This is a genomic window from Chloracidobacterium sp. (assembly GCA_016715795.1).
Classification (GTDB): Bacteria; Acidobacteriota; Blastocatellia; order Pyrinomonadales; family Pyrinomonadaceae; genus OLB17.
The window spans coordinates 1822426-1841273 of the sequence record JADJXP010000002.1; the positions used below are offsets into that span (position 1 = coordinate 1822426).

17 protein-coding genes and 1 riboswitch are annotated in these 18848 nt (G+C 55.8%); of the genes, 6 read left to right on the top strand and 11 right to left on the bottom strand.

What is annotated here, in order from left to right; all coding sequences use genetic code 11:
* Positions 1-5: 5 nt before the first annotated feature.
* The gene (locus IPM59_13425) at positions 6-3710 is read right to left on the bottom strand and encodes a homocysteine S-methyltransferase family protein (GenBank protein MBK9216568.1); all 3705 of its coding nucleotides are present in this window, start codon (positions 3708-3710) and stop codon (positions 6-8) included.
* Positions 3711-3756: 46 nt separating this feature from the next.
* Positions 3757-3832, bottom strand: a riboswitch (SAM riboswitch).
* Positions 3833-3857: 25 nt separating this feature from the next.
* The gene (locus IPM59_13430) at positions 3858-4163 is read right to left on the bottom strand and encodes a DUF4286 family protein (protein MBK9216569.1); all 306 of its coding nucleotides are present in this window, start codon (positions 4161-4163) and stop codon (positions 3858-3860) included.
* Between the two features lie 50 nt (positions 4164-4213).
* Here IPM59_13430 and IPM59_13435 point away from each other — a divergent pair, with 50 nt between their 5' ends.
* Both IPM59_13435 and IPM59_13440 read left to right on the top strand, forming a co-directional pair.
* Complete coding sequence (locus tag IPM59_13435) at positions 4214-5662, top strand: DUF2779 domain-containing protein (GenBank protein ID MBK9216570.1); 1449 nt, start codon at positions 4214-4216, stop codon at positions 5660-5662.
* A gap of 86 nt (positions 5663-5748) precedes the next feature.
* Positions 5749-6156 carry a hypothetical protein gene (locus tag IPM59_13440; protein MBK9216571.1) on the top strand — a complete coding sequence of 136 codons (408 nt, stop codon included), beginning with the start codon at positions 5749-5751 and terminating at the stop codon, positions 6154-6156.
* 78 nt (positions 6157-6234) lie between these two features.
* Here IPM59_13440 and IPM59_13445 read toward each other — a convergent pair whose 3' ends face one another.
* Genes IPM59_13445 through IPM59_13455 form a run of 3 tightly spaced genes read right to left on the bottom strand, consistent with a single transcriptional unit; the run spans position 6235 to position 9168 of the window.
* The gene (locus IPM59_13445; protein ID MBK9216572.1) at positions 6235-6930 is read right to left on the bottom strand and encodes a DUF885 family protein; all 696 of its coding nucleotides are present in this window, start codon (positions 6928-6930) and stop codon (positions 6235-6237) included.
* Entirely contained in the window at positions 6927-7982 is a 1056-nt protein-coding gene (locus tag IPM59_13450; GenBank protein MBK9216573.1) for a DUF885 family protein, read from the bottom strand. Before IPM59_13450 ends, IPM59_13445 begins: the two co-directional genes overlap by 4 nt.
* Positions 7983-7986: 4 nt before the next feature.
* Entirely contained in the window at positions 7987-9168 is a 1182-nt protein-coding gene (locus IPM59_13455) for a phosphopentomutase (protein MBK9216574.1), read from the bottom strand.
* A 64-nt stretch (positions 9169-9232) separates the two neighbouring features.
* Here IPM59_13455 and IPM59_13460 point away from each other — a divergent pair, with 64 nt between their 5' ends.
* Together IPM59_13460 and IPM59_13465 are read left to right on the top strand one after the other, a co-directional pair.
* Entirely contained in the window at positions 9233-9484 is a 252-nt protein-coding gene (locus tag IPM59_13460; protein ID MBK9216575.1) for an AbrB/MazE/SpoVT family DNA-binding domain-containing protein, read from the top strand.
* The gene (locus IPM59_13465) at positions 9481-9867 is read left to right on the top strand and encodes a type II toxin-antitoxin system VapC family toxin (GenBank protein ID MBK9216576.1); all 387 of its coding nucleotides are present in this window, start codon (positions 9481-9483) and stop codon (positions 9865-9867) included. The genes IPM59_13460 and IPM59_13465 overlap by 4 nt, the downstream gene beginning before the upstream one ends.
* On the opposite strand, the gene IPM59_13470 is transcribed toward IPM59_13465, so the two are convergent.
* Complete coding sequence (locus tag IPM59_13470; GenBank protein ID MBK9216577.1) at positions 9864-10967, bottom strand: VWA domain-containing protein; 1104 nt, start codon at positions 10965-10967, stop codon at positions 9864-9866. The genes IPM59_13465 and IPM59_13470 overlap by 4 nt on opposite strands.
* A 196-nt stretch (positions 10968-11163) precedes the next feature.
* On the opposite strand from IPM59_13470, the gene IPM59_13475 reads away from it, so the two are divergent.
* Positions 11164-12861 carry a VCBS repeat-containing protein gene (locus IPM59_13475; protein MBK9216578.1) on the top strand — a complete coding sequence of 566 codons (1698 nt, stop codon included), beginning with the start codon at positions 11164-11166 and terminating at the stop codon, positions 12859-12861.
* 165 nt (positions 12862-13026) lie between these two features.
* Positions 13027-14562, top strand: a complete 1536-nt coding sequence (locus IPM59_13480; protein MBK9216579.1) for a VCBS repeat-containing protein — start codon at positions 13027-13029, stop codon at positions 14560-14562.
* Between the two features lie 77 nt (positions 14563-14639).
* On the opposite strand, the gene trxA is transcribed toward IPM59_13480, so the two are convergent.
* From trxA to IPM59_13505, 5 genes are all read right to left on the bottom strand, one after another.
* The gene (gene trxA / locus IPM59_13485; GenBank protein MBK9216580.1) at positions 14640-14966 is read right to left on the bottom strand and encodes a thioredoxin; all 327 of its coding nucleotides are present in this window, start codon (positions 14964-14966) and stop codon (positions 14640-14642) included.
* Positions 14967-15044: 78 nt separating this feature from the next.
* The gene (locus IPM59_13490; GenBank protein MBK9216581.1) at positions 15045-16052 is read right to left on the bottom strand and encodes an NAD(P)-dependent alcohol dehydrogenase; all 1008 of its coding nucleotides are present in this window, start codon (positions 16050-16052) and stop codon (positions 15045-15047) included.
* The gene (locus IPM59_13495) at positions 16049-16696 is read right to left on the bottom strand and encodes a YceI family protein (protein ID MBK9216582.1); all 648 of its coding nucleotides are present in this window, start codon (positions 16694-16696) and stop codon (positions 16049-16051) included. Before IPM59_13495 ends, IPM59_13490 begins: the two co-directional genes overlap by 4 nt.
* Before the next feature lie 8 nt (positions 16697-16704).
* Positions 16705-17130, bottom strand: coding sequence for an Rrf2 family transcriptional regulator (locus tag IPM59_13500; GenBank protein MBK9216583.1), 426 nt, complete (start codon positions 17128-17130; stop codon positions 16705-16707).
* Positions 17131-17230: 100 nt separating this feature from the next.
* Entirely contained in the window at positions 17231-18709 is a 1479-nt protein-coding gene (locus tag IPM59_13505; GenBank protein ID MBK9216584.1) for a lytic transglycosylase domain-containing protein, read from the bottom strand.
* Between the last annotated feature and the right edge of the window lie 139 nt (positions 18710-18848).

Consider the following 18848-nt stretch of genomic DNA (forward strand, 5'->3'; position numbering starts at 1 on the left):
TTTCTCTATTGGATATTGAAGTATTTCGCCTCAGGATGGTGCACGATGATGGCCGATGTAGATTGTTCCGGCTCCAGCATAAATACGTCGGTCAGCCCGACATCGATCCGCTCCGGCCGGAGCAACTCAAAGAGCTTGGTCTGGTCTTCGATATTTGGGCACGCAGGATAACCGAACGAAAACCGTGAACCTTGATAGCCTTGGTGAAATAATTTGCTCAGATCAGCTGCGTCTTTGTCGGCGATGCCAAGTTCTTCTCTTATTCGCTTGTGCCAAAGTTCGGCGAGAGCCTCGGCCGACTCGACCGAAAGGCCGTGAAACAAGAGATAATCCTGATAATTGTCGGCCTTGAATAGTTTCGCCGAGTGTTCGCTTGCCTTGCGTCCCATCGTGACCAATTGAAAAGCAACGACATCAATCGGAGTGCGGACACTCTTGTCCGCATCACCGGTTCCTCCGGCGACGTTCTCTTCGTGCTCCGCACTCCGAATATAATCAGCCAGACACAGATTTTTCCCGCCACGCTGCTCTATCGGTTGTCGTGGGAAAGTAAAGCGAAGACGCTCAGTTTTCTCGTCCTCCTGATAGATGATCAGATCATTGCCTTCTGAACGGCAAGGAAAATATCCGTAAACTACCTTTGCTTCGAGCAGCTTGTCACGGATCACCGCCGCCTTGATCTCGGCGAATTTCGGATAAACAGTTTCTACGAGAATTTGTTTGTACTCGTCGGGCGTCTTCTTTCCCTGTTTGAACTGCCACTGACCTTTGAATAGCGCGGTCTCGTTGACGAACGCAAATACCTTTGTCAGATCCTTAATCTCGACGACTTTCGATCCGTAGAACGGAGCCTTTGGGATCGCAACCTCGGCCGAAACATCCGAACGGGTTGTATGCGTCGTGTCGCCTGTCGAACGTGAAGAAACTCTCGCCGCAACCGCACCGAGCTTTGCATCTTCGCCGACCAAGTCCTCCAAGTCAGAACCGCCTGCGGGAGCGGGCAGTTGAACGTCAGCCTCAACATTCGCAGCGGCGCCGACAGCTCGCGATAAACCACCCACTACCGCAGGTGGTGCTGACTGGGTCAGCTCGTCCATCGCGTGCAGCCCGTCAAACGCATCACGAGCATAAAACAGCTTGCCCTTGTACAGAGGGATCAGATCGTTATCAACGTAACGCCGATTCAGAGCCGCGCCGCCGAGAATCACCGGGACATTGATCGACCGCTCGTTCATCAATTCAAGATTGTCGCGCATGATCAGCGTCGATTTGACCAACAGGCCACTCATCCCGATCGCATCGCATTTTGTTTCTTCGGCGGAGCGCAAGATGTCATCGATCGGCTGTTTGATGCCGAGGTTTACGACCTTGTAGCCGTTATTTGTGAGGATTATATCGACGAGATTCTTGCCGATGTCGTGCACGTCGCCCTTGACCGTCGCGAGCACGAGCGTGCCTTTTTCGACGCCCTCGACTCGATCCATAAATGGTTCGAGAAATTTCACCGCCGCCTTCATGGCCTCTGCCGATTGCAGAACAAAGGGAAGCTGCATCTGCCCGCTCCCAAAAAGATCGCCGACCGTCTTCATCCCGTCAAGCAGAATGTTGTTGATGATGTCGAGCGGCGGATATTTCTCCTGCGCCTCTTTTAACGAATCCTCAAGGCCGATCTTCTCACCGTCGATGATGTGGTGTTTAAGTCGCTCCTCGACAGGAAGATCTGTGATGTCCGGCTTTATCGACTGCGCCGTTTTGCCCTCGAACAACTTTGTAAACTCAACCAGCGGATCGTATGTGCAAACGTCGCCTTCGAATTTCCGGCGATCATAGATCAGGTCGCGCGCTGTTTCTATCTCTAATTCGCTGAAACGAATTAACGGCAGTATCTTCGATGCATTGACGATCGCCGAGTTCATTCCGGCTTCGACGCAGTCGTGCAGGAAAACTGAATTCAAAACAACGCGTGCCGCGGGCGACAAGCCGAACGAGATGTTCGATACGCCAAGAATGATATTCGCGTCGGCCATCTCGGCTCGGATCGCTTTGATCGCCGCGATAGTTTCAGCAGCGTTTGAGCGGTCTTCCTCGATGCCAGTCGAGATCGGCAGAGCCAACGGGTCAAAGAAAATATCGTGCGGAGGGAGCGCGGACACTCTTGTCTGCATCGCCGGTTCCTCCGGCAAGGTCGATGCTGACGCGGGGACGGTCGACGAAGCGTCGCCCGTTGCGGACAAGAGTGTCCGCGCTCCTCCCGTCGCTTGTTCGTAAGCGCGGCGCGCGATCTTGAGTTTCTTCTCAGCAGTTCGTGCCATGCCTTCTTCGTCTATCAGGCCGATAACGACGCTCGCTCCGTACTCTTTTGCGAGGGATAAGACTTTTAAGAAACGCGGCTCACCGTCCTCGTAATTCGTCGAGTTGAGGATCGATTTACCGCCCGCATGTTCGAGGCCAGCTTCCATCTTTTCCCACTCGGTCGAGTCGAACATCATCGGGATCTTGACGTTCGTCGCCAGCCGAAACGCCAACTCGTGCATATCGGCAACGCCGTCGCGGCCGACAAAATCGACATTGACATCGAGAATATGAGCACCCTCTTTCTCCTGAGACTTGGCGAGATTGACGAGGCCGTCCCAATCCTCAGCATCGAGCAGGTCACGCATCTTCTTTGAGCCCGATGCGTTTACGCGTTCGCCGACGATCAGGAACGACGCGTCCTGCGTGTATGGCTGTTGGAAATAAATGGACGATGCGGACGGCGCGAGCTTCGCGTCGCGCTGTTTCGGCGACAGGCTGCCCACGCGCTCGACAACCTGGCGAAGATGCTCAGGCGTCGTCCCGCAGCAGCCGCCGACGATGTTCGCGCCGAAATCTCTTGCAAAATGCTCGACCTGCGCCGAAAAACTTTCCGGCGTCTCGTCGTAATGCTGCTGGCCGTCCTTGACCTCAGGCAGGCCGGCGTTTGGCAGCACGCTTACTGGCAGCGGTGAATTCTCACACAGAAACCGGAAACTGTCCGTCATGTGCTTCGGCCCGGTGCCGCAGTTCATCCCGATCACGTCGACCGGAAACGGTTCGAGCGCCGTCAACGCCGCCCCGATCTCGGTACCGTTGAGCATTGTGCCGAAAACCTCGATCGTCACCTGCGCGATTACCGGAATTCGCGATCTCATTTTCTCAAAATGCTCAAAGATCGCTGCGAGAGCCGCTTTCGTCTGCAGCAGGTCCTGACACGTCTCGACGATCAACAGATCGCTCCCGCCTTCGACGAGCCCACGCACCTGCTCGACGTATGCTTTCTTCAAGTCGCGGTATGTGATGTGTCCAAGCGTCGGCAGCTTTGTTCCCGGCCCGATGGAACCGGCAACGAACCGCGGCTTGTCCGTTGTTGAATAATCGCTTGCGATACGTTTAGCGAGTTCTGCCGCCCTGAAGTTAACGTCGAATGTCTTCTCTGCGATACCAAACTCAGTCAGAACGACCTCGCTGCCGCCGAAGCTGTTCGTCTCGATCACGTCGCATCCGACATCAAGAAACGCTGTGTGTACCTCACGGATCGCGTCAGGCCGTGTGTAGAGCAAATTCTCCGAGCAATTCTCAAACGCCGGCCCGCCCCATTCATCGATCGACAGATCGAGCGACTGCAGATACGTTCCCATAGCGCCGTCGAAGACAACGACTTTTTCTTTCAGCAGATCGAGAAACTTGCTCATAAATGAAAAACCCCGTGCCAAACAAGCACAGAGTTTCGTAAAAGCCTTCGAATTGAACTCCTGCTGTTTAGCCGCTTCTTTTTCGTGGCCGCAAGTCGCAATAACTCACCACGTCAAACGTAATTCTAACTAAACGCATTCGTTCGGTCAATCCGAATGCTCGAACGCCTCGATAACATCCCAGATCTCACGCGAAAGCTCGATCCCGTCCGGAAAATGCTTGTAAAAATCGTCTCGCAGCCGCATTGTATCATTCGCCAGGTATTGATCGAGCGATTCGCTCGAGCGGGCTACATACTTCATTCGATATTTCCCATCGGTGCGTGAGAATGTCGCGGATTCGAAGTAACCCGTCGCGAGCACGTCGGCGATGTGCCGGTGACGCATGTATTCCTCGAACGCCTCGACGAATTTCGGCGGAACGACCGCGGTGACCTCATACGTAACTTTCATTTTGACAACTTAGGCGTAGAATATCATATAGACGTTCCTTAGCCCTCAAAATGCAGCCCCGCAGAAGAACCGACTTTAGGCTGAGCAAGACCGCATACATGCGGTATTTGCGGTGTCCGCCTGAGTTTTGGCTATACATCAATCAGCCGCTGCTCGTGGTCGAGCCCTACTCGCTGGAATACGAGCATCTCCGCCAACAGGGCTATGAGGTTGAGCGTTACGTCAAGCAGCTTGCCCTGTTCGAGCCAAGCAACACTCGCACTGTCGATTATCAGCGAACCTTCCAGACCGCAGACTTTACGGCCCGCAGCGACATAGTCGTGACTGACGTCGCGACCGGTGAGATCGAGATCTACGAGATAAAGGGATCGTCGAAGGTCAAGGAGGAACATTACGACGATGTAGCGTTTCAGAAGATGTCCGCTGAGGCGATGGGTTCAACCGTCTCACGGTGCTATGTCATAACGATGAATGGCGATTACGTCCGCCACGGCGAGATCGATCCGGAGCAGTTGTTCACGATCACGGACGTAACGCAGGAGGTTGAAGAAAGGCGCAATGCTACTGCCGAACAGGCGAGGGCCGCGATCGATTACCTCAAAACCGTGCCGGTCCCTTCCCTTCTGGATTATTGCGCAGATAATCGGCTCGCGTGTAAGTTCATCACGCTGCACTTTCCTGATCTGCCCGACTACACGGTCTTTGACATCTCATACCTCAAGAACGAAAAACGGCGTGAGTTGCTTGGAATGGGCGTCGTCAACATCGTCGATGTGCCCGACGATTTTCCATTGTCTGAAAAGCAGCGCAAGCAGGTAGATGCCGCCCGCTCGGGCGAGATCGTTATCGAACGCGACGAGATACGCGAACGGATGAACGCATGGGAATACCCTCTGCATTTTCTGGACTACGAAACTTTCTCGTACGCGATACCGCAGTTTGACGGCGTGCGCCCATTTCAGCAGATGTGCTTTCAGTACTCGCTGCATACGATCGATTCGCCGGGCTCGCCGCTCAGGCACCGCGAATTTCTTGCGCGCCACGACGAGCCAAATCCGCCGCTCGTGCTCGCCGGGCACCTCCGCGAGGCAATGTCCGGCGGCATCGGAACGGTCTTCGTGTGGTACGAATCGTTCGAGAAGACACGCAACAGCGAAATGGCCGAGATGTTTCCGGACTACGCGGCATTCTTTGAGGAAGTAAATTCAAAGACCGTCGATCTGATGAAGATATTTGCCGATCGCCTCTATATTCACCCGGATTTCAAAGGCCGCTCGTCGATCAAGAAAGTCCTGCCGGTGCTGTGCCCGCATGTGCCCAAATACTCTGACCTCGGCATCGGCGAGGGCCTGACGGCGTCGATTAGCTGGTTTCGCGCCGTCAAATGGGAATCGATGTCCGACGCCGACCGCGAGCATATCTTTCAGAATCTTCTCGAGTATTGTGAATTGGACACGAGGGCGATGGTTGATATCTACGAAGTGTTAAAGGCCGTTTGACGCAGATCGCTCGCCACCCGCGAACTTGCACAATTAGGTGTTTCGCGTTAGAACTTGAGCATTCGATTCTGCATTAGGAGGAATTTATGGGACGCAAGATCCTTGCCGTTATCGTTGCCTGCATTACAGCCATGGCGATCATCATGATCTTTCAGATGATCTCGACCGCGGCGGCCCCGATGCCACCAAAGAACTTTGAGTACATGACGGCCGAAGAACGGACGGCCTACATCGTTTCGCTGCCGTTGATGGTCTTTGCGATCGTCCTCGTCGGCTATATTGTGGCCGCGTTCGCGGGCGGCTTTGTCGCGCAAAAGATGGGTCGCCGATGGAGCGAGGGCCCGATGCTCTCTCTCATTATTGGGGTATTTCTGACGGCGGCCGGCATCGCTAACTTTTTCTTCCTGGTCCCGGGCCAGCCGATGTGGTTTGTCGCCGCGAGCCTGATCTCATACATCCCGATGGCTCTGATCGGCTATCGCCTCGCTAAGTAAGAGATCTACCGCGAAATACACGAAAAATACGAAAAAAGAGGTTTCCCTTCTATTTCGTATGTTTCGCGTATTTCGCAGTTAATTCTTATCCAAGTTGTAATATCGCCAACTCGGTTGAAAGTCGCGCGCAAGCTTCTGCTTCGTCAATATCGCCCTGACCATCTCGACCGGGATCGGCCCCTCGTGCAGGATCGCGTCGTGCCTATCCGTCATTTTCTTAGAACCGACGAGGTCGCGATGGAGTTGGTAGAACTGCAGCCCGCCCATCATGTATGCCATCTGATACAGCGGGCCGTAATCGCCGCTAAATGAGCGCCGCACCTCAGCGAGGGCGTTATCGCGTTCATGGCCCACCTTGTTGACTAGCAGATCGACGCACTGTTCGGGCGTCCAGTTGCCAAGATGAAAATTGAGGCTAAAAATGATCCTGGCCGCCCGGTGCGAACGCCAAAACAATGCCCCGATCTTGTCTTCCGGCGTCTTGACGAATCCCCGATCCCAAAGCAGGAATTCCCAATACAACGCCCAGCCTTCGGTATTGAAGGGCGTCCGGAAATCGCCGCGATACGGCCTGAAACGCTGGGCCATAAACCCTTGCAGGTGATGCCCCGGAATGAGTTCGTGGTGTGTCACCGCACGGGCAAAATGCGGATTATTGCCGCGCAGCGACATCATCTTTTGCTCGTGAGTCATGCCGTCAGTCGGATAGGCGACCAGTATCGTCTCGCCGCCGAGAAAGAACGGCGCGACCAGTTGGCGTTCCGGCGTCATCATCTCCATCCGCCAGCGTCGCGTGCAAGCGGCGGCACGGTGACGAGATCATTTTTCTCAACGTACTCGATGGCCTCATAAGCGAATTTCTTGATCAATTCCGGCTGCTTGCCCGGCTCGACATACTTTTGCTTGACGGCCTCGATGGCCTTCATATAGTCGTCGCCAAAGCCCATCTCGCGAGATGCCTTTTTGAACTCCGCAATGCACCAATCGAACTCCTTGTTCGCGATCTGCACAAGCTCCTCCGGCGTGTACGGGATCATCTCGAATTTCAGTTCTTCGACGAGCGCTTTGCGGCCGATCGGGTCGCCAATGATCGTCGTCTTGTCGTCGGCTTTGATGCCAACGAGTCTCTCAGTGATAAAAGTCTGATATTTGCCGAGAGCATCGTCCGCGGCCTTATACGGCGACTCACACCACCATGTAAATGTCGGATCGTAGGCATTGTAGAACGTGTACCACGAACGCAGATTCTGCCTGAGCGAACCAACAGTGCGGGCAGCACGATTGGCCACCGTTCGTTTGGGGTTCGCCGCGGAAGCGTTCTCGAATGTTCGCTGAGTGTCGGTGATCGTCTTTGCCAGATCGTTGAGCAATGCAGCGGACTTTGCTGCGTCGGCAAACTCGAGTTTCCGCCGGTTGTCCTCAAGGTCGCTGATCGTCCGGGCAAACGGTATCAAGGACGCCATCTCGACCAACTGAGCATCAAAGCGCGACTGCTCCTTGATCTCATGCTCGAGATAACTCCTGAACAAAATGTGATCGATCTGCTCGTCGTGATTCAGCTTGTCAAAATCGAGCTTCGAAAGCAGCGTAAGATAGCTAGAATAAAGCTCCTTGAGCCGCGCCGATCTGTTCAGGGATGCCGTCGCCGAATAATATCGGGTCAGGATTCCGTAGTCGGCGTCAAACTTCTCGATCACGCCCCGCAGCCGCGAGGGCGCTTCGCTGTAGGCCGTGAGCTCGTCAGCCTTTGCCTGACCGAACACAAACGAACTTAGTGCCGTAACAATGATCGCTACGACAACACAAAGGACCGATATTCTTCTCATAGACTTATGAAATCTCGTTCAGGAAACTAACGCCATCGGCAATTCTGACGCCGAAATTCTCAGCGATCGTCTGCCCGATATCCGACAGCGACTGCCGTGTGCCGAGATCGACGCCGGAAGCGGCCGATTTGCCAAAAACCAGCAGAGGAACATACTCGCGCGTGTGGTCTGAGCCGGGATAGGTCGGGTCGTTGCCGTGGTCGGCGGTCATTATCAGCAGGTCGTCATCACGCATTGCATCGACGATCTCGGGCAGGCGAGCGTCGAAGCGTTCGAGCGCCGCCGCGTAGCCCTCAGTGTCGCGCCGGTGGCCGTAGAGCATATCAAAATCGACAAAATTGCTAAAGATAAGACCCGTAGAATCATCATTTAACGCGCTTATCGTCTGATCGACGGTCTGCTCGTTGTTTTTAGCGGTCAGATCTTCGGTTACGCCCATGCCGTCGTAGATCGACGCGATCTTGCCGATGCAGACGACATCGAGGCCCGCGTCGCTGAGCTGTGGCAGCAGATTTCCGCCCGGCGGCGGCACGGCGTAGTCGTGGCGGTTCTCGGTCCGCTTAAAATCGGCGGCATTGCTGCCAACAAAGGGCCGTGCGATCACACGCGCCACTTCATCTTCTCCACGCAGGATGCCGCGGGCGATCTCGCACATCTCGTATAGGCGATCGAGCGGGACGACCTCCTCGTGGGCGGCGATCTGAAAAACACTGTCCGCCGAAGTGTAAACAATGGGCTTGCCGGTACTTACATGCTCTTCACCTAGGTCTTTGATGATCTCAGTGCCGCTCGCCGGGATATTGCCCAATATCCCGGGGATGCGAGCCTTCTCGACAAAATCATTGATAATACGCGGCGGAAATCCATCCGGAAACTTAGGAAAGCCCTGCTTGAGTATGATCCCCGCCATCTCCCAATGGCCGGTCGTCGTGTCTTTGCCGTCAGATTTCAGCGTGCATTTGCCGTAATTCCCCGTCGGCGAATCAACTGCTGCGAGCCCTTTCAATCGGGTGATATTCCCCAAGCCGAGCCTTTGTAGATTGGGAACATTGACGGTGCGCGATTCAAAGATATGCCCAAGAGTATCGGCACCTGCGTCACCCCAAGCCGCCGCATCCGGCATCTCGCCGATACCCGCAGAGTCCAACACCATCAAACAAATGCGCCGGAACCTTGATTCTGTCATCTTTACATTTTCTGTCATCTTTTTGTAGAATGACACAATTGAGGTAATTGACCTTTTATTCATTATGATTCAACACTCGACAAAAACCAAAGTCAACGAGGGCGGCCGGATCGTTATACCTGCAAAGATGCGAAAGGCCCTCGGCATCGAGATCGGCAAGAGCGTCACATTGACTCTGAGAGAGGACTCGTTGGAGATAACGACCCGTGCAAACGCCTTCAAACGTATCGAGGACATGATGAAACCCCACATCAAGCCCGGCCGCTCAGTGGTAGATGAGTTGATCAAAGAGCGACGTGTGGAAGCCGCAAAATGAATAGCCTTGTATTCGACTCATCGGCAATACTCGCGATCTATTACGATGAGCCGGGCAAGCGCAAAGCTCAGGAATTACTCGAAGAAGCCGATCCGATCATCTCATCGGTAAATCTATGTGAGGTATATACCAAGCTGTTGGAAGATGGTCTTGATGCCGGAGCGATCCGCGAATCATTCGATGCGCTTGAGATCAAGGCCGTGGATTTCGATGCGGGCGATGCATTGAACGCGGCTGAATTGTGTCGACCGACGAAAGGCCTCGGCCTATCCCTCGCTGACCGAGCATGCGTCGCCCTCGCGATGCGCAACAAAACCGCGGTGGTCACGGCAGATCGAACCTGGCAAAAGGTCAGCGGCTGCGAGATCAAACTAATACGCTAATTGAGCGGCGCGGTGTATCCCTCACGGGCTCGAACGACGGTCCCCTTTGGCAGGCCCGTCACATCGACGCGTAACTTTCGGTAGGTCCCGTCCTTTTTAGTATTCGACGGATAATATGCAAGCGTGTATTTTGTGCCGATCTCGTCTGCGACGCCCTTAAATGCGGCGCGGGCATCGCTGAGGTCGCCTATGGGGAAGACGCGGCCGCCCGACGCCTTTGCAAGATCCGCCATCTCCGTGTCGGCAAGTTCATAGAGCCTCTTACTGACGGCCAGCCGTTCAAACTCGCCCAGGTCGCAAAAGCTCACAGCGCGTTCCATTCCCGGCTTTGCTTTGATGCTGCGGTAGTATCGGCGTATTTGGGCACTCGAAAAGCGGATCGCCGTCTCGCAATCGCCCGACAGGTTTGATTCAAAGAATTCACGCGTATCGACCTTGATAAAAAAAGTTATCAAACCGGACGCCTCGATCATCTCCTTCGCCGACTCAAAATCGGCCGCGCTCGATGAATCAACGCCATCCGTCAATGCAACGAGCGCGCGGCGGCCGCGGAATTCCTCGGATGGTCGATTACCGAATACCTTCTCAACGACCTGTTCGAGCGAGTCGTAATATGGCGTGCTGTTGCTGGTGCTCACACGCTCGATCGCGGCCTCGAGCTTTGCTCGCTCCGAGGTCAGCGGATTCAGGACCTCACTCACGGCGAAGGCAGCCTGCTCGTCTCGCTCGGTCCTGTATGAGATGATCGCAACGCGGTCGCCCGGCCGCAGCGAGCGAACAAACGTGAGCGCAGCCCGCTTTATTAGTTGCAGGTCATTCCGCGCCGAGCCTGATGTGTCGAGCAGCAACGCTACCTCAAACGGCTCGGCAGTTGATGAGAAATCTGCGATCTCCTGCCGCTTGCCGTCCTCGTAAACAACAAAATTCGACGCCTTTAGCCCGCGGACCGGCACGCCTGCGGGTGACAGCACGGCCAGCGGAACGTCGACGAGCTGTGTGTCGACTTTGATCACGTCATCTGCTTTGGGGTCCTGAGCGAAGGCCGCACACGGCAGTCCGACAGAGCAAGCGAGCAACAGAAATAGCAGTCGTGATCTCATTAGGACAGCGGCCTCATCCGTTTCCCCGTATTGTAGCAGAAACCTCGAAGCGCTTTTGTGTCCGGCTTGGTGACAACTTGCAACTCCGGTGTGCTATGATTTACAGAAATTGAGTAGCTAATGGCTCGTTCTCGGTCCGCACTCTTGCCGGGGCCGTAGAAGAGATTTCGAGATCAAGATTTTCGGGAGAGGAATGATGAAGAAAGTACTTTTTTATGCAGCACTCACAGCCGTTGCTGCAGCGGCAGGTTTGAACTATCAGACAGCCGGCGTTCTCGCCGAGCGTTCGGGGTCGGATGACAGAAAGGCGGTGGCTGCCACGCGCCCTGCGAACACGACACCTCAGACCCTGCCGTTCACGCAGGACTGGACGAATACGGGCATGATCACGACCGCCGATGACTGGTCCGCTGTTCCCGGCATCCAGGGCTTTCTGGGCGATTACAATCCGGCGGGCGCGATCACCAATGTCGATCCCCGCACGGTCCTCGTGGACATGACTACGCTCGACGTTATCGCCAATCTCACAAATGCGACCGCCACTAACGGCGGTGTCGGTGAGTTTGAGATCACCAATCCTGTCGTCGGCCTGCAGGGATCGGGAACGGCGGACGCACCCAATCTCGTTATTTATCTCAATACGACCGGCCAGAGCAATATCCGTTTCCAGTGCCTCGTTCGCGACATCGACGACACAGCAGACAATTCGGTCCAGCAGGTTGCCGTCCAGTATCGAGTGGGGAGTACGGGTGACTTCTCGAATGTTCCTGGCAGCTACATCGCCGACGCAAGTGCCGGCCCCAGCCTGACCCTGGACACGCCGATCGACGTGACACTTCCGCCGCAGGCGAACAATCAGGCCAATCTGCAGATCCGCATCCTGACAACGAATGCGGGGGGCAGCGATGAGTGGCTCGGCATCGACAACATCAGCGTCACGGCCAACGGCCCGGTCCAGACGCGACGAACGCACGTTGATTTCAACGGCGATGGCCGCTCAGATTATGCGGTCGCACGCAATGAGGGCGGCCTCAAGGTCTGGTACGGCCAATATGCGGGTTCCTCAACCACATTTGCCCGTCAGTGGGGATTAGACGAGGACGAGGAGGCTACCGCAGATTATGACGGAGACGGCAAGGCTGATATCGCCGTCTGGAGGCGTGACACGGGCCCTAACAATCGGTCGTACTACTACATACTGAATAGTTCGAACGGAACATTCCGGGCCGACCAGTTCGGCAACGGCACCGACGAATCCCGTATTACAGGCGACTGGGACGGTGACGGTAAAGCTGATCTTGCGGTATTCCGTGAGAACGGAACGGCGGCCGACCCGTGCGGTGTGGGGAAATCGGTTTTCTACTATCGTCCGTCATCAGTGCCCGGGGCCGACTTCACGCCGATCTGTTGGGGACAGGCCGGCGATCGGGCCGCACCCGGTGATTACGACGGAGACGGTAAATATGACGCCGTCGTCGGACGGGACGTAGGCGGCCAGATTGTCATCTATATCCGCAATTCGTCTAACGGCAGCTTTAACGTGGTCTATTTCGGATTGGCGACAGATGCATTTGTCCCGGGTGATTACGATGGTGACGGACGCACAGACATCGCCGTTGCTCGTGAGATTCCGGGCGGCGGTGAATTTTACATCCTTGAGGCGGATGGAGGCGGGACAGGGGCCCAGCCATATACCATAGGCGGGATCGACCCGCAAACCGCGCAGCTGGCGCCTGGCGACTACGACGGCGATCTGCGGACGGACATAGCCGTGTGGGTGCCGGGTTCGCCGGGCACATATATGATCCGCAAGGCGACCGGCGTCTGGGAGTTCTTCCCGTTTGGCCAGACCGGCGACGAAATTGTCGCAGAAGAGATCGTTAGCGGAGGGTAACAAATAGGACAAATTTATCCCCTTTTTCTGCCGGTGGCCCTGGGCCACCGGCTTTTTTTTTCGGTCGACCACATTGCTATTGACACCATCGAAATTGTCGCCGAAGATTGTGTATGAGACCCAGATATCAACCATTATTTCGGCCCCAACACAGGAGGGAATAACATGAAAGCACTTTTTAATTTTGCCTGGATCTCCGTCATGACAGGTTCGATCATCGTCTTGGCGGCGATCGCGACACCGGCTGTGACCTATAACGCCAATCCCGGCAGTCTCGGCCCGATCCCCGATGGCCCCGGCGCCTGCGGCACGGCCGGAGCCCCGCTCGACATTACATTCACGGTATCCGGATTCGCCGGCCCCCTTACTCATGTAAGCGTCAACCTGACGGGCACACATTCCTGGATGGGTGATATGGACGTGGCCTTAATCAATCCCGGATTTACTCATGGCAGGCTCGTTTTCTCGCGCACAGGAGCAACGACTCCGACCCTGTGCGGCGACTCTTCGAATTTTGGTGGCCCCTATTCGTTTGCCGACCGCAGCCCTGAAACACCAAGCTGGTGGGAGGCGGCAGCCGCCGCAGACCCGAGCACGGTGGTGGCTCCCGGTTCCTATAGAGTGTCAGACGGAGGAGGTGGGCCGAGCGGTGGAACCAATTCATTGATGCTGCCAAGCTTTGCCGGAATGTCAAACGGCCAGATCAATGGCACGTGGACACTTCGAGTTCGGGATTACGGAGCGGGCGACACGGGCTCGATAACAGCGGCGAGCCTCAGCCTCAACAGCGTCGCGGAGGGACAGCATGTAGTGGACATGAATGGCGACACCCGAACCGACTGGACGGTCGTTCGCAACATCGGCGGCGGAGCAAACGGCCAGACAGCATGGTTCACGTCTTATAACGGTGTCGGTGGCGGCCAGACCGACGTCTTTGGCATTGCCCGCGATACTCAGCTTTCGGGCGACTTTGACGGTGACCACAAATCGGACGTGGTGGTATGGCGGCCTGACCCAGTGGCCTTTTTCTATATCCTGCGCAGCTCTGATTCGACCTTCGTGCCCGTTCAATGGGGAAAGACCGGTGATTTCCCCGAAATAATCGGTGACTATGACGGCGATGGCAAGACCGACTGCGCCGTGTATAGAAAAGGGGCCGCTCCCGGAGAGCAGAGTTTCTGGCACATTCGGAAGAGTTCAGACGGCGGCTACCTCCCGATCCAATGGGGCCAGTATGGTGATTTTGAAGCACCGGGCGATTATGATGGCGACGGGCGGATGGATGCGGCCGTGCAGCGAGGTGCCGGCGGATCTGCGATATTCTTTATCCGTTACTTTGATGGCAGTTTCTCGCAGATCGTCTTTGGCAAGCCGGATGATTTTATCGTTCCCGGCGATTATGATGGAGACGGCAAGACGGATCTGGCCGTGACACGTTCCATAAGTGGTCAGATGCACTGGTTCTACGACCCAAGTTCGATTCCGGGCACGCAGATCGTCGAGACGATCTTTGGTAATTCGGGCGACTATCGCGCCCAGGGCGACTACGATGGAGATGGGCGAACCGATCAGGCCGTGTACCGGACAAGTCTTACACCGAACCAATCGGCTTTCTATGTAAATGGTTCCGCCGCGGGCTTCTTTGCCTTTACTCACGGCCAGAATGGGGACTATCCCGTTGCTGACTACAATACACACTGATCCTCAACAGGTCGAGAGAGTTAGAAAAGGCTGGGCGACAAACGCCCAGCCTTAATTTCGTTTCGCTGACCAGACGATCAAACGTATTTGTCGATCACCCTTGCTATCGCGTCACGTGTCACGGCCCCGACGATGCGTTCCTGTTCCTGTCCGCCCTTGAACAGGATCAGCGTCGGGATGCCGCGAATGCCGAATTGCTGCGGCACGCTCGGATTCTCGTCCACGTTCATCTTATAGACTTTCGCATTGTCTTTGTATTCCTCGGCGATTGCCTCCACGGTCGGTGCGATCATCCGACACGGGCCGCACCACTCGGCCCAAAAGTCCACCAAAACCGGCTTGTCCGAGCCCAAAACATCGGTCCCAAAATTTGTGTCTGTCACTTCATTTGCAAAATGTGCCATTAGATATCTCCTAAGATCATTGAAATTATTGCTTGTTGTTAATACTAACTAATTCTCGCCGCGGTTGTCCTCTGCGGCCTAAAACTTCACGACGATCTTGCCAAAATGTGAGCTAGCGGCCATATACATCAGGGCATCTCTCACCTCATCAAACCCAAACGTCCTGTCGATCACCGGCCGCATCTCAGCAGCCGATATCCTTTCATTCATATCCTCAAACATCTGCCGCGACCCGATAAAGATGCCCTGCACGCGAATACCCTTCATAAAGATCGGTATCGGATTGAATCCGCCCGACATATCGAGTGCTCCGATCAGAGCTATATGACCGCCAACGCGAACGGCCTTGACCGATCTGGTCAGCGTGCCCGTTCCGCCAACCTCGACGACGTGATCAACGCCTCGCCCATCGGTCAATGCGAGCACGGCGTCGTCCCAATTCTCCGTCTCGCGATAGTTGATAGTCTCGTCCGCGCCCAGCTCACGAATGCGGGCGAGCTTCTCGTCGCTGCTCGACGTGGCGATCACTCTGGCCCCGAACATCTTGGCAAACTGGACGGCAAATACCGACACGCCGCCGGTCCCCAACGTCAGCACCGATTCGCCGGGCTGCACATTACCTGAAACGACCAGCGAATTCCACGCCGTCACCGCCGCACACGGCAGCGTCGCTGCTTCTTCGAACGAAAGGTGATCGGGACACGCAACCAACGCCTCTTGATCGAACGTCGCGTATTCTCTCAGCACGCCGTCAGCGCGACCGGCGCCGATCGCCGACCTTGATTTGTCGACCGACGGCTCGCCATCGATCCATGCGGGAATTGCGACCGAACAGACGCGGTCTCCAACGCTCCATTTTGTCACGCCCTCGCCGACAGCGGCCACCTCGCCGGCACCGTCCGAGAACGGCACCACCGGCAGCCACATCCGCGGATTATAGGTGCCTTCGACGATCATTATGTCGCGATAGTTCAGCGACACCGCGTGCATCTTGACCAGTACCTCGCCCGCGGCCGGCACGGGCACTTCACGCTCGGCGAGCGTCAGGTTGTCGATCCCAAATTTCCTTATCTCGTAAGCTCTCACTTTTTCCTTGGCGACATCAAATCGAGCCTTATCACCACGTCATCACGGATCAGGTCATCCGCCTTGCCGGCATAGACGATGCCAAAGTCCTTACGGTTGATCGAGAATTCAGCCTTGACCTCGACTGCGTCCGGCTTGATCGTGATCGTTGCCGGGAACGTGACGGACTTCTTCACGCCGCGAAGCTCAAGATCGCCTGTAACCGAATGGCCGCCACCGGCCACGGGCTCGATCTTGGTCGAGACAAACGTCGCACGCGGAAACTTTTCCACATCAAAGAAGTCGGCCGTCTGCAGGTGCTTCGTGAGCCCGTCGGCATCGGCAAAGACAGACGCCATCTCGATCTCGACCGCCACTTTGCTTGACTCGGCTTTCTCGCCAACCAAGTCGATCATTCCTCTAAAACTCTTAAAGCCGCCGTCGTGCTTGCCCGTCACCTTTGAGCCTGTGAATTCGATCTTCGAGTTCTCGGGCGTAATGCTCAACGCCGTGCCGCTGCTCTTCAGGTCGGTCGGCGAACCGGCCGTGTTCGACGTCGGCTCGTTCGTCTGCGCCTTTGGCTTATTGGCCGCCGGATCGGCACACGCCGAAACCGTCACGACTACAGCCAGAACTATCGGATAAAGTGATCTCATCATATCCATACCCATAATTAGGCATTTGCCTGCATGACCATCGACATCACGCTCGCGAGCGTATATTGGCTGAGCTTTTCACCTACGCTATGGTCTATCTCTTTCTGCAGGTTGCACAATACTGTCTCGATCCCTCGCCCAACAGGACAATCCTGATTTGGCGGATTGTGATGCAGGGCAAACACCTCGCCGCACGAAACCGCCTTGTAGATATCACACAGCGTGATCTTGCTCGCCGGTTTGGCAAGCCGTGTCCCGCCAAAAGCGCCGGTCTGCGACGCAACAAGCCCCGCGTGCCCGAGCTGCCCAAGCAGGCGTCGAATAACGACCGCATTGGTGTTGACGCTGGCGGCTATACACTCGGATTTCACGTTGTCCTCGCCCGCGCCGGCCAGCATGGCCAGGACGTGCAAAGCTACCGAGAATTGACTGTTTGCCGCCATAATTGTAACCAGTATAGTTACAGTTACTCGTGATGTCAAGGCAACAATAAGCCGGGACCTGCCAGCCCCGGCTGCGAGTTCGCCAAACAGAACGCCTTTTCTAATTCTTACGCTTCACTTTTGGGCTGACCGCCGGGGCACCGGTCGGTCGCGACGATCCGGTCCGCACGACGCGGTTGCCCACAGGCTCAGCCTGGGCCGGAAAGCGTCTGAATGCCGCTACGGCCTCATTGGCCTTGCCTTGCGGAATGTTGATGATGTAAGGCTCAGGCGGCGTCATATTGCTGCGAAGGTGCGGATTCAGGTAACGCAGGTACTGCACCGTCGTATCAGACGCCTGAGCGACGGCATTAAGGCTCGTCGAGGCCGGCACGCGAATGCGGTCATACATCAGCGGGGCCGCCGGGCGAATGTGGCCGAAACCATATTGGTTCGGGTTGTTGGCGATCAGGATCGTGGCGAGAATATTCGGCACGTAGTTACGCGTTTCCTGCGGCAGATACGGATAGGCCGTCCAAAAATCGGCCACGCCCGCACGGCGGATGGCTCGATCAACGTTACCTTCACCTGAATTGTACGCAGCGAGCGCGAGTTCCCAGTTGCCGTTGTATCGATTGGCAAGAAACTTCAGATACCGTGCCGACGCACGTGTTGCTTCGTCAAAACTGTTCCGCTCGTCGATGTGGGCCGTCCTGCGCAGCCCATAGCGGGCTCCGGTTCCCGGGATGAACTGCCACAGGCCCGAAGCGGCCGCCCATGACAATGCCGACGGCTTCCACGCCGATTCGACCTGGCCGAGCCATGCAACATTCTCGGGAATTCCCTCTTCGCGGAATATGCGCCGAGCCATACGCATGAACATCCCCGACCGATACAGCCCAACCTCCATCGTGGTGCGCCCGCGGCCGCGATAATAGTTGATGTACTGCTGGATCATCGGATGCACGCGGAACGAAAAGCCCAGCGACCGATTTGCCACTGCGACCTGAGCATATTGAAACTGCTCCTGAGCGGCAGACGAGCCGAGGTCCTGCTCGTCGGCGTTGAGTTCTAATCTTGTCAGATCATCCAGCGGTGACGGCGTGTGCTCCTGCGAAGTGAAACCAACAGTCTCGGTCGGTGTCAGGTTCGCTGCCAACGTCGTCGACGAAGGCACCGGCGTCTTTGGCGTCGCGCGAGTGATGGCGGCTACTCGATCCGCAAGTGACGAATCGATGCTGTTCCAGCCGCAGGTCAACGCGAGATTCCTTACCTTCGGGGTGTTCCTGTCTGTCGGGAACTCGATCAGGTAGATCGTCTCGATCAACTGGCTATAACAGCTCTCGAGCCGCTGATCACGCTGTATCGTCGAATAAAGGAAGGCCTCGACGGCCTTATTGAACTTCTCGCCGGCCGCGTGTCGATCATTGTCGGCATAGGCCAGCAGCCCTTCACGAAATGAAACGCCCGCATCATCCAGCACCTTGTTGATCAAGGCCTGTGTCCGAGCGACGTCCTCGGTCTGGCCATTCGCGGTCAGGCCGAGGACAAAGACAAAGAACAAACTAAGAACAATAGAACTGCTTAGGATTTTTCCCATTAAATTTCGTCTGACTCCAAAAACATCAGGCGAGGCGAATAAGGTCAAGAAGAAATATCACCAATGCCAATATATAAACGCACACATAAGCCCAAAGTTCCGCCGTTTCCATAAGGCGAAATTATCGGACATATAACTC

Coding starts and splice junctions, on each gene's coding strand:
- IPM59_13450 (MBK9216573.1), bottom strand. CDS start 7,982: ATGAGAAGAATATCGGTCCTTTGTGTTGTCGTAGCGATCATTGTTACG.
- IPM59_13445 (MBK9216572.1), bottom strand. CDS start 6,930: ATGATGACGCCGGAACGCCAACTGGTCGCGCCGTTCTTTCTCGGCGGC.
- IPM59_13425 (MBK9216568.1), bottom strand. CDS start 3,710: ATGAGCAAGTTTCTCGATCTGCTGAAAGAAAAAGTCGTTGTCTTCGAC.
- IPM59_13475 (MBK9216578.1), top strand. CDS start 11,164: ATGAAGAAAGTACTTTTTTATGCAGCACTCACAGCCGTTGCTGCAGCG.
- IPM59_13495 (MBK9216582.1), bottom strand. CDS start 16,696: ATGGATATGATGAGATCACTTTATCCGATAGTTCTGGCTGTAGTCGTG.
- IPM59_13460 (MBK9216575.1), top strand. CDS start 9,233: ATGATTCAACACTCGACAAAAACCAAAGTCAACGAGGGCGGCCGGATC.
- IPM59_13440 (MBK9216571.1), top strand. CDS start 5,749: ATGGGACGCAAGATCCTTGCCGTTATCGTTGCCTGCATTACAGCCATG.
- IPM59_13505 (MBK9216584.1), bottom strand. CDS start 18,709: ATGGGAAAAATCCTAAGCAGTTCTATTGTTCTTAGTTTGTTCTTTGTC.
- IPM59_13470 (MBK9216577.1), bottom strand. CDS start 10,967: ATGAGATCACGACTGCTATTTCTGTTGCTCGCTTGCTCTGTCGGACTG.
- IPM59_13435 (MBK9216570.1), top strand. CDS start 4,214: ATGCAGCCCCGCAGAAGAACCGACTTTAGGCTGAGCAAGACCGCATAC.
- trxA (MBK9216580.1), bottom strand. CDS start 14,966: ATGGCACATTTTGCAAATGAAGTGACAGACACAAATTTTGGGACCGAT.
- IPM59_13480 (MBK9216579.1), top strand. CDS start 13,027: ATGAAAGCACTTTTTAATTTTGCCTGGATCTCCGTCATGACAGGTTCG.
- IPM59_13455 (MBK9216574.1), bottom strand. CDS start 9,168: ATGACAGAATCAAGGTTCCGGCGCATTTGTTTGATGGTGTTGGACTCT.
- IPM59_13430 (MBK9216569.1), bottom strand. CDS start 4,163: ATGAAAGTTACGTATGAGGTCACCGCGGTCGTTCCGCCGAAATTCGTC.
- IPM59_13465 (MBK9216576.1), top strand. CDS start 9,481: ATGAATAGCCTTGTATTCGACTCATCGGCAATACTCGCGATCTATTAC.
- IPM59_13500 (MBK9216583.1), bottom strand. CDS start 17,130: ATGGCGGCAAACAGTCAATTCTCGGTAGCTTTGCACGTCCTGGCCATG.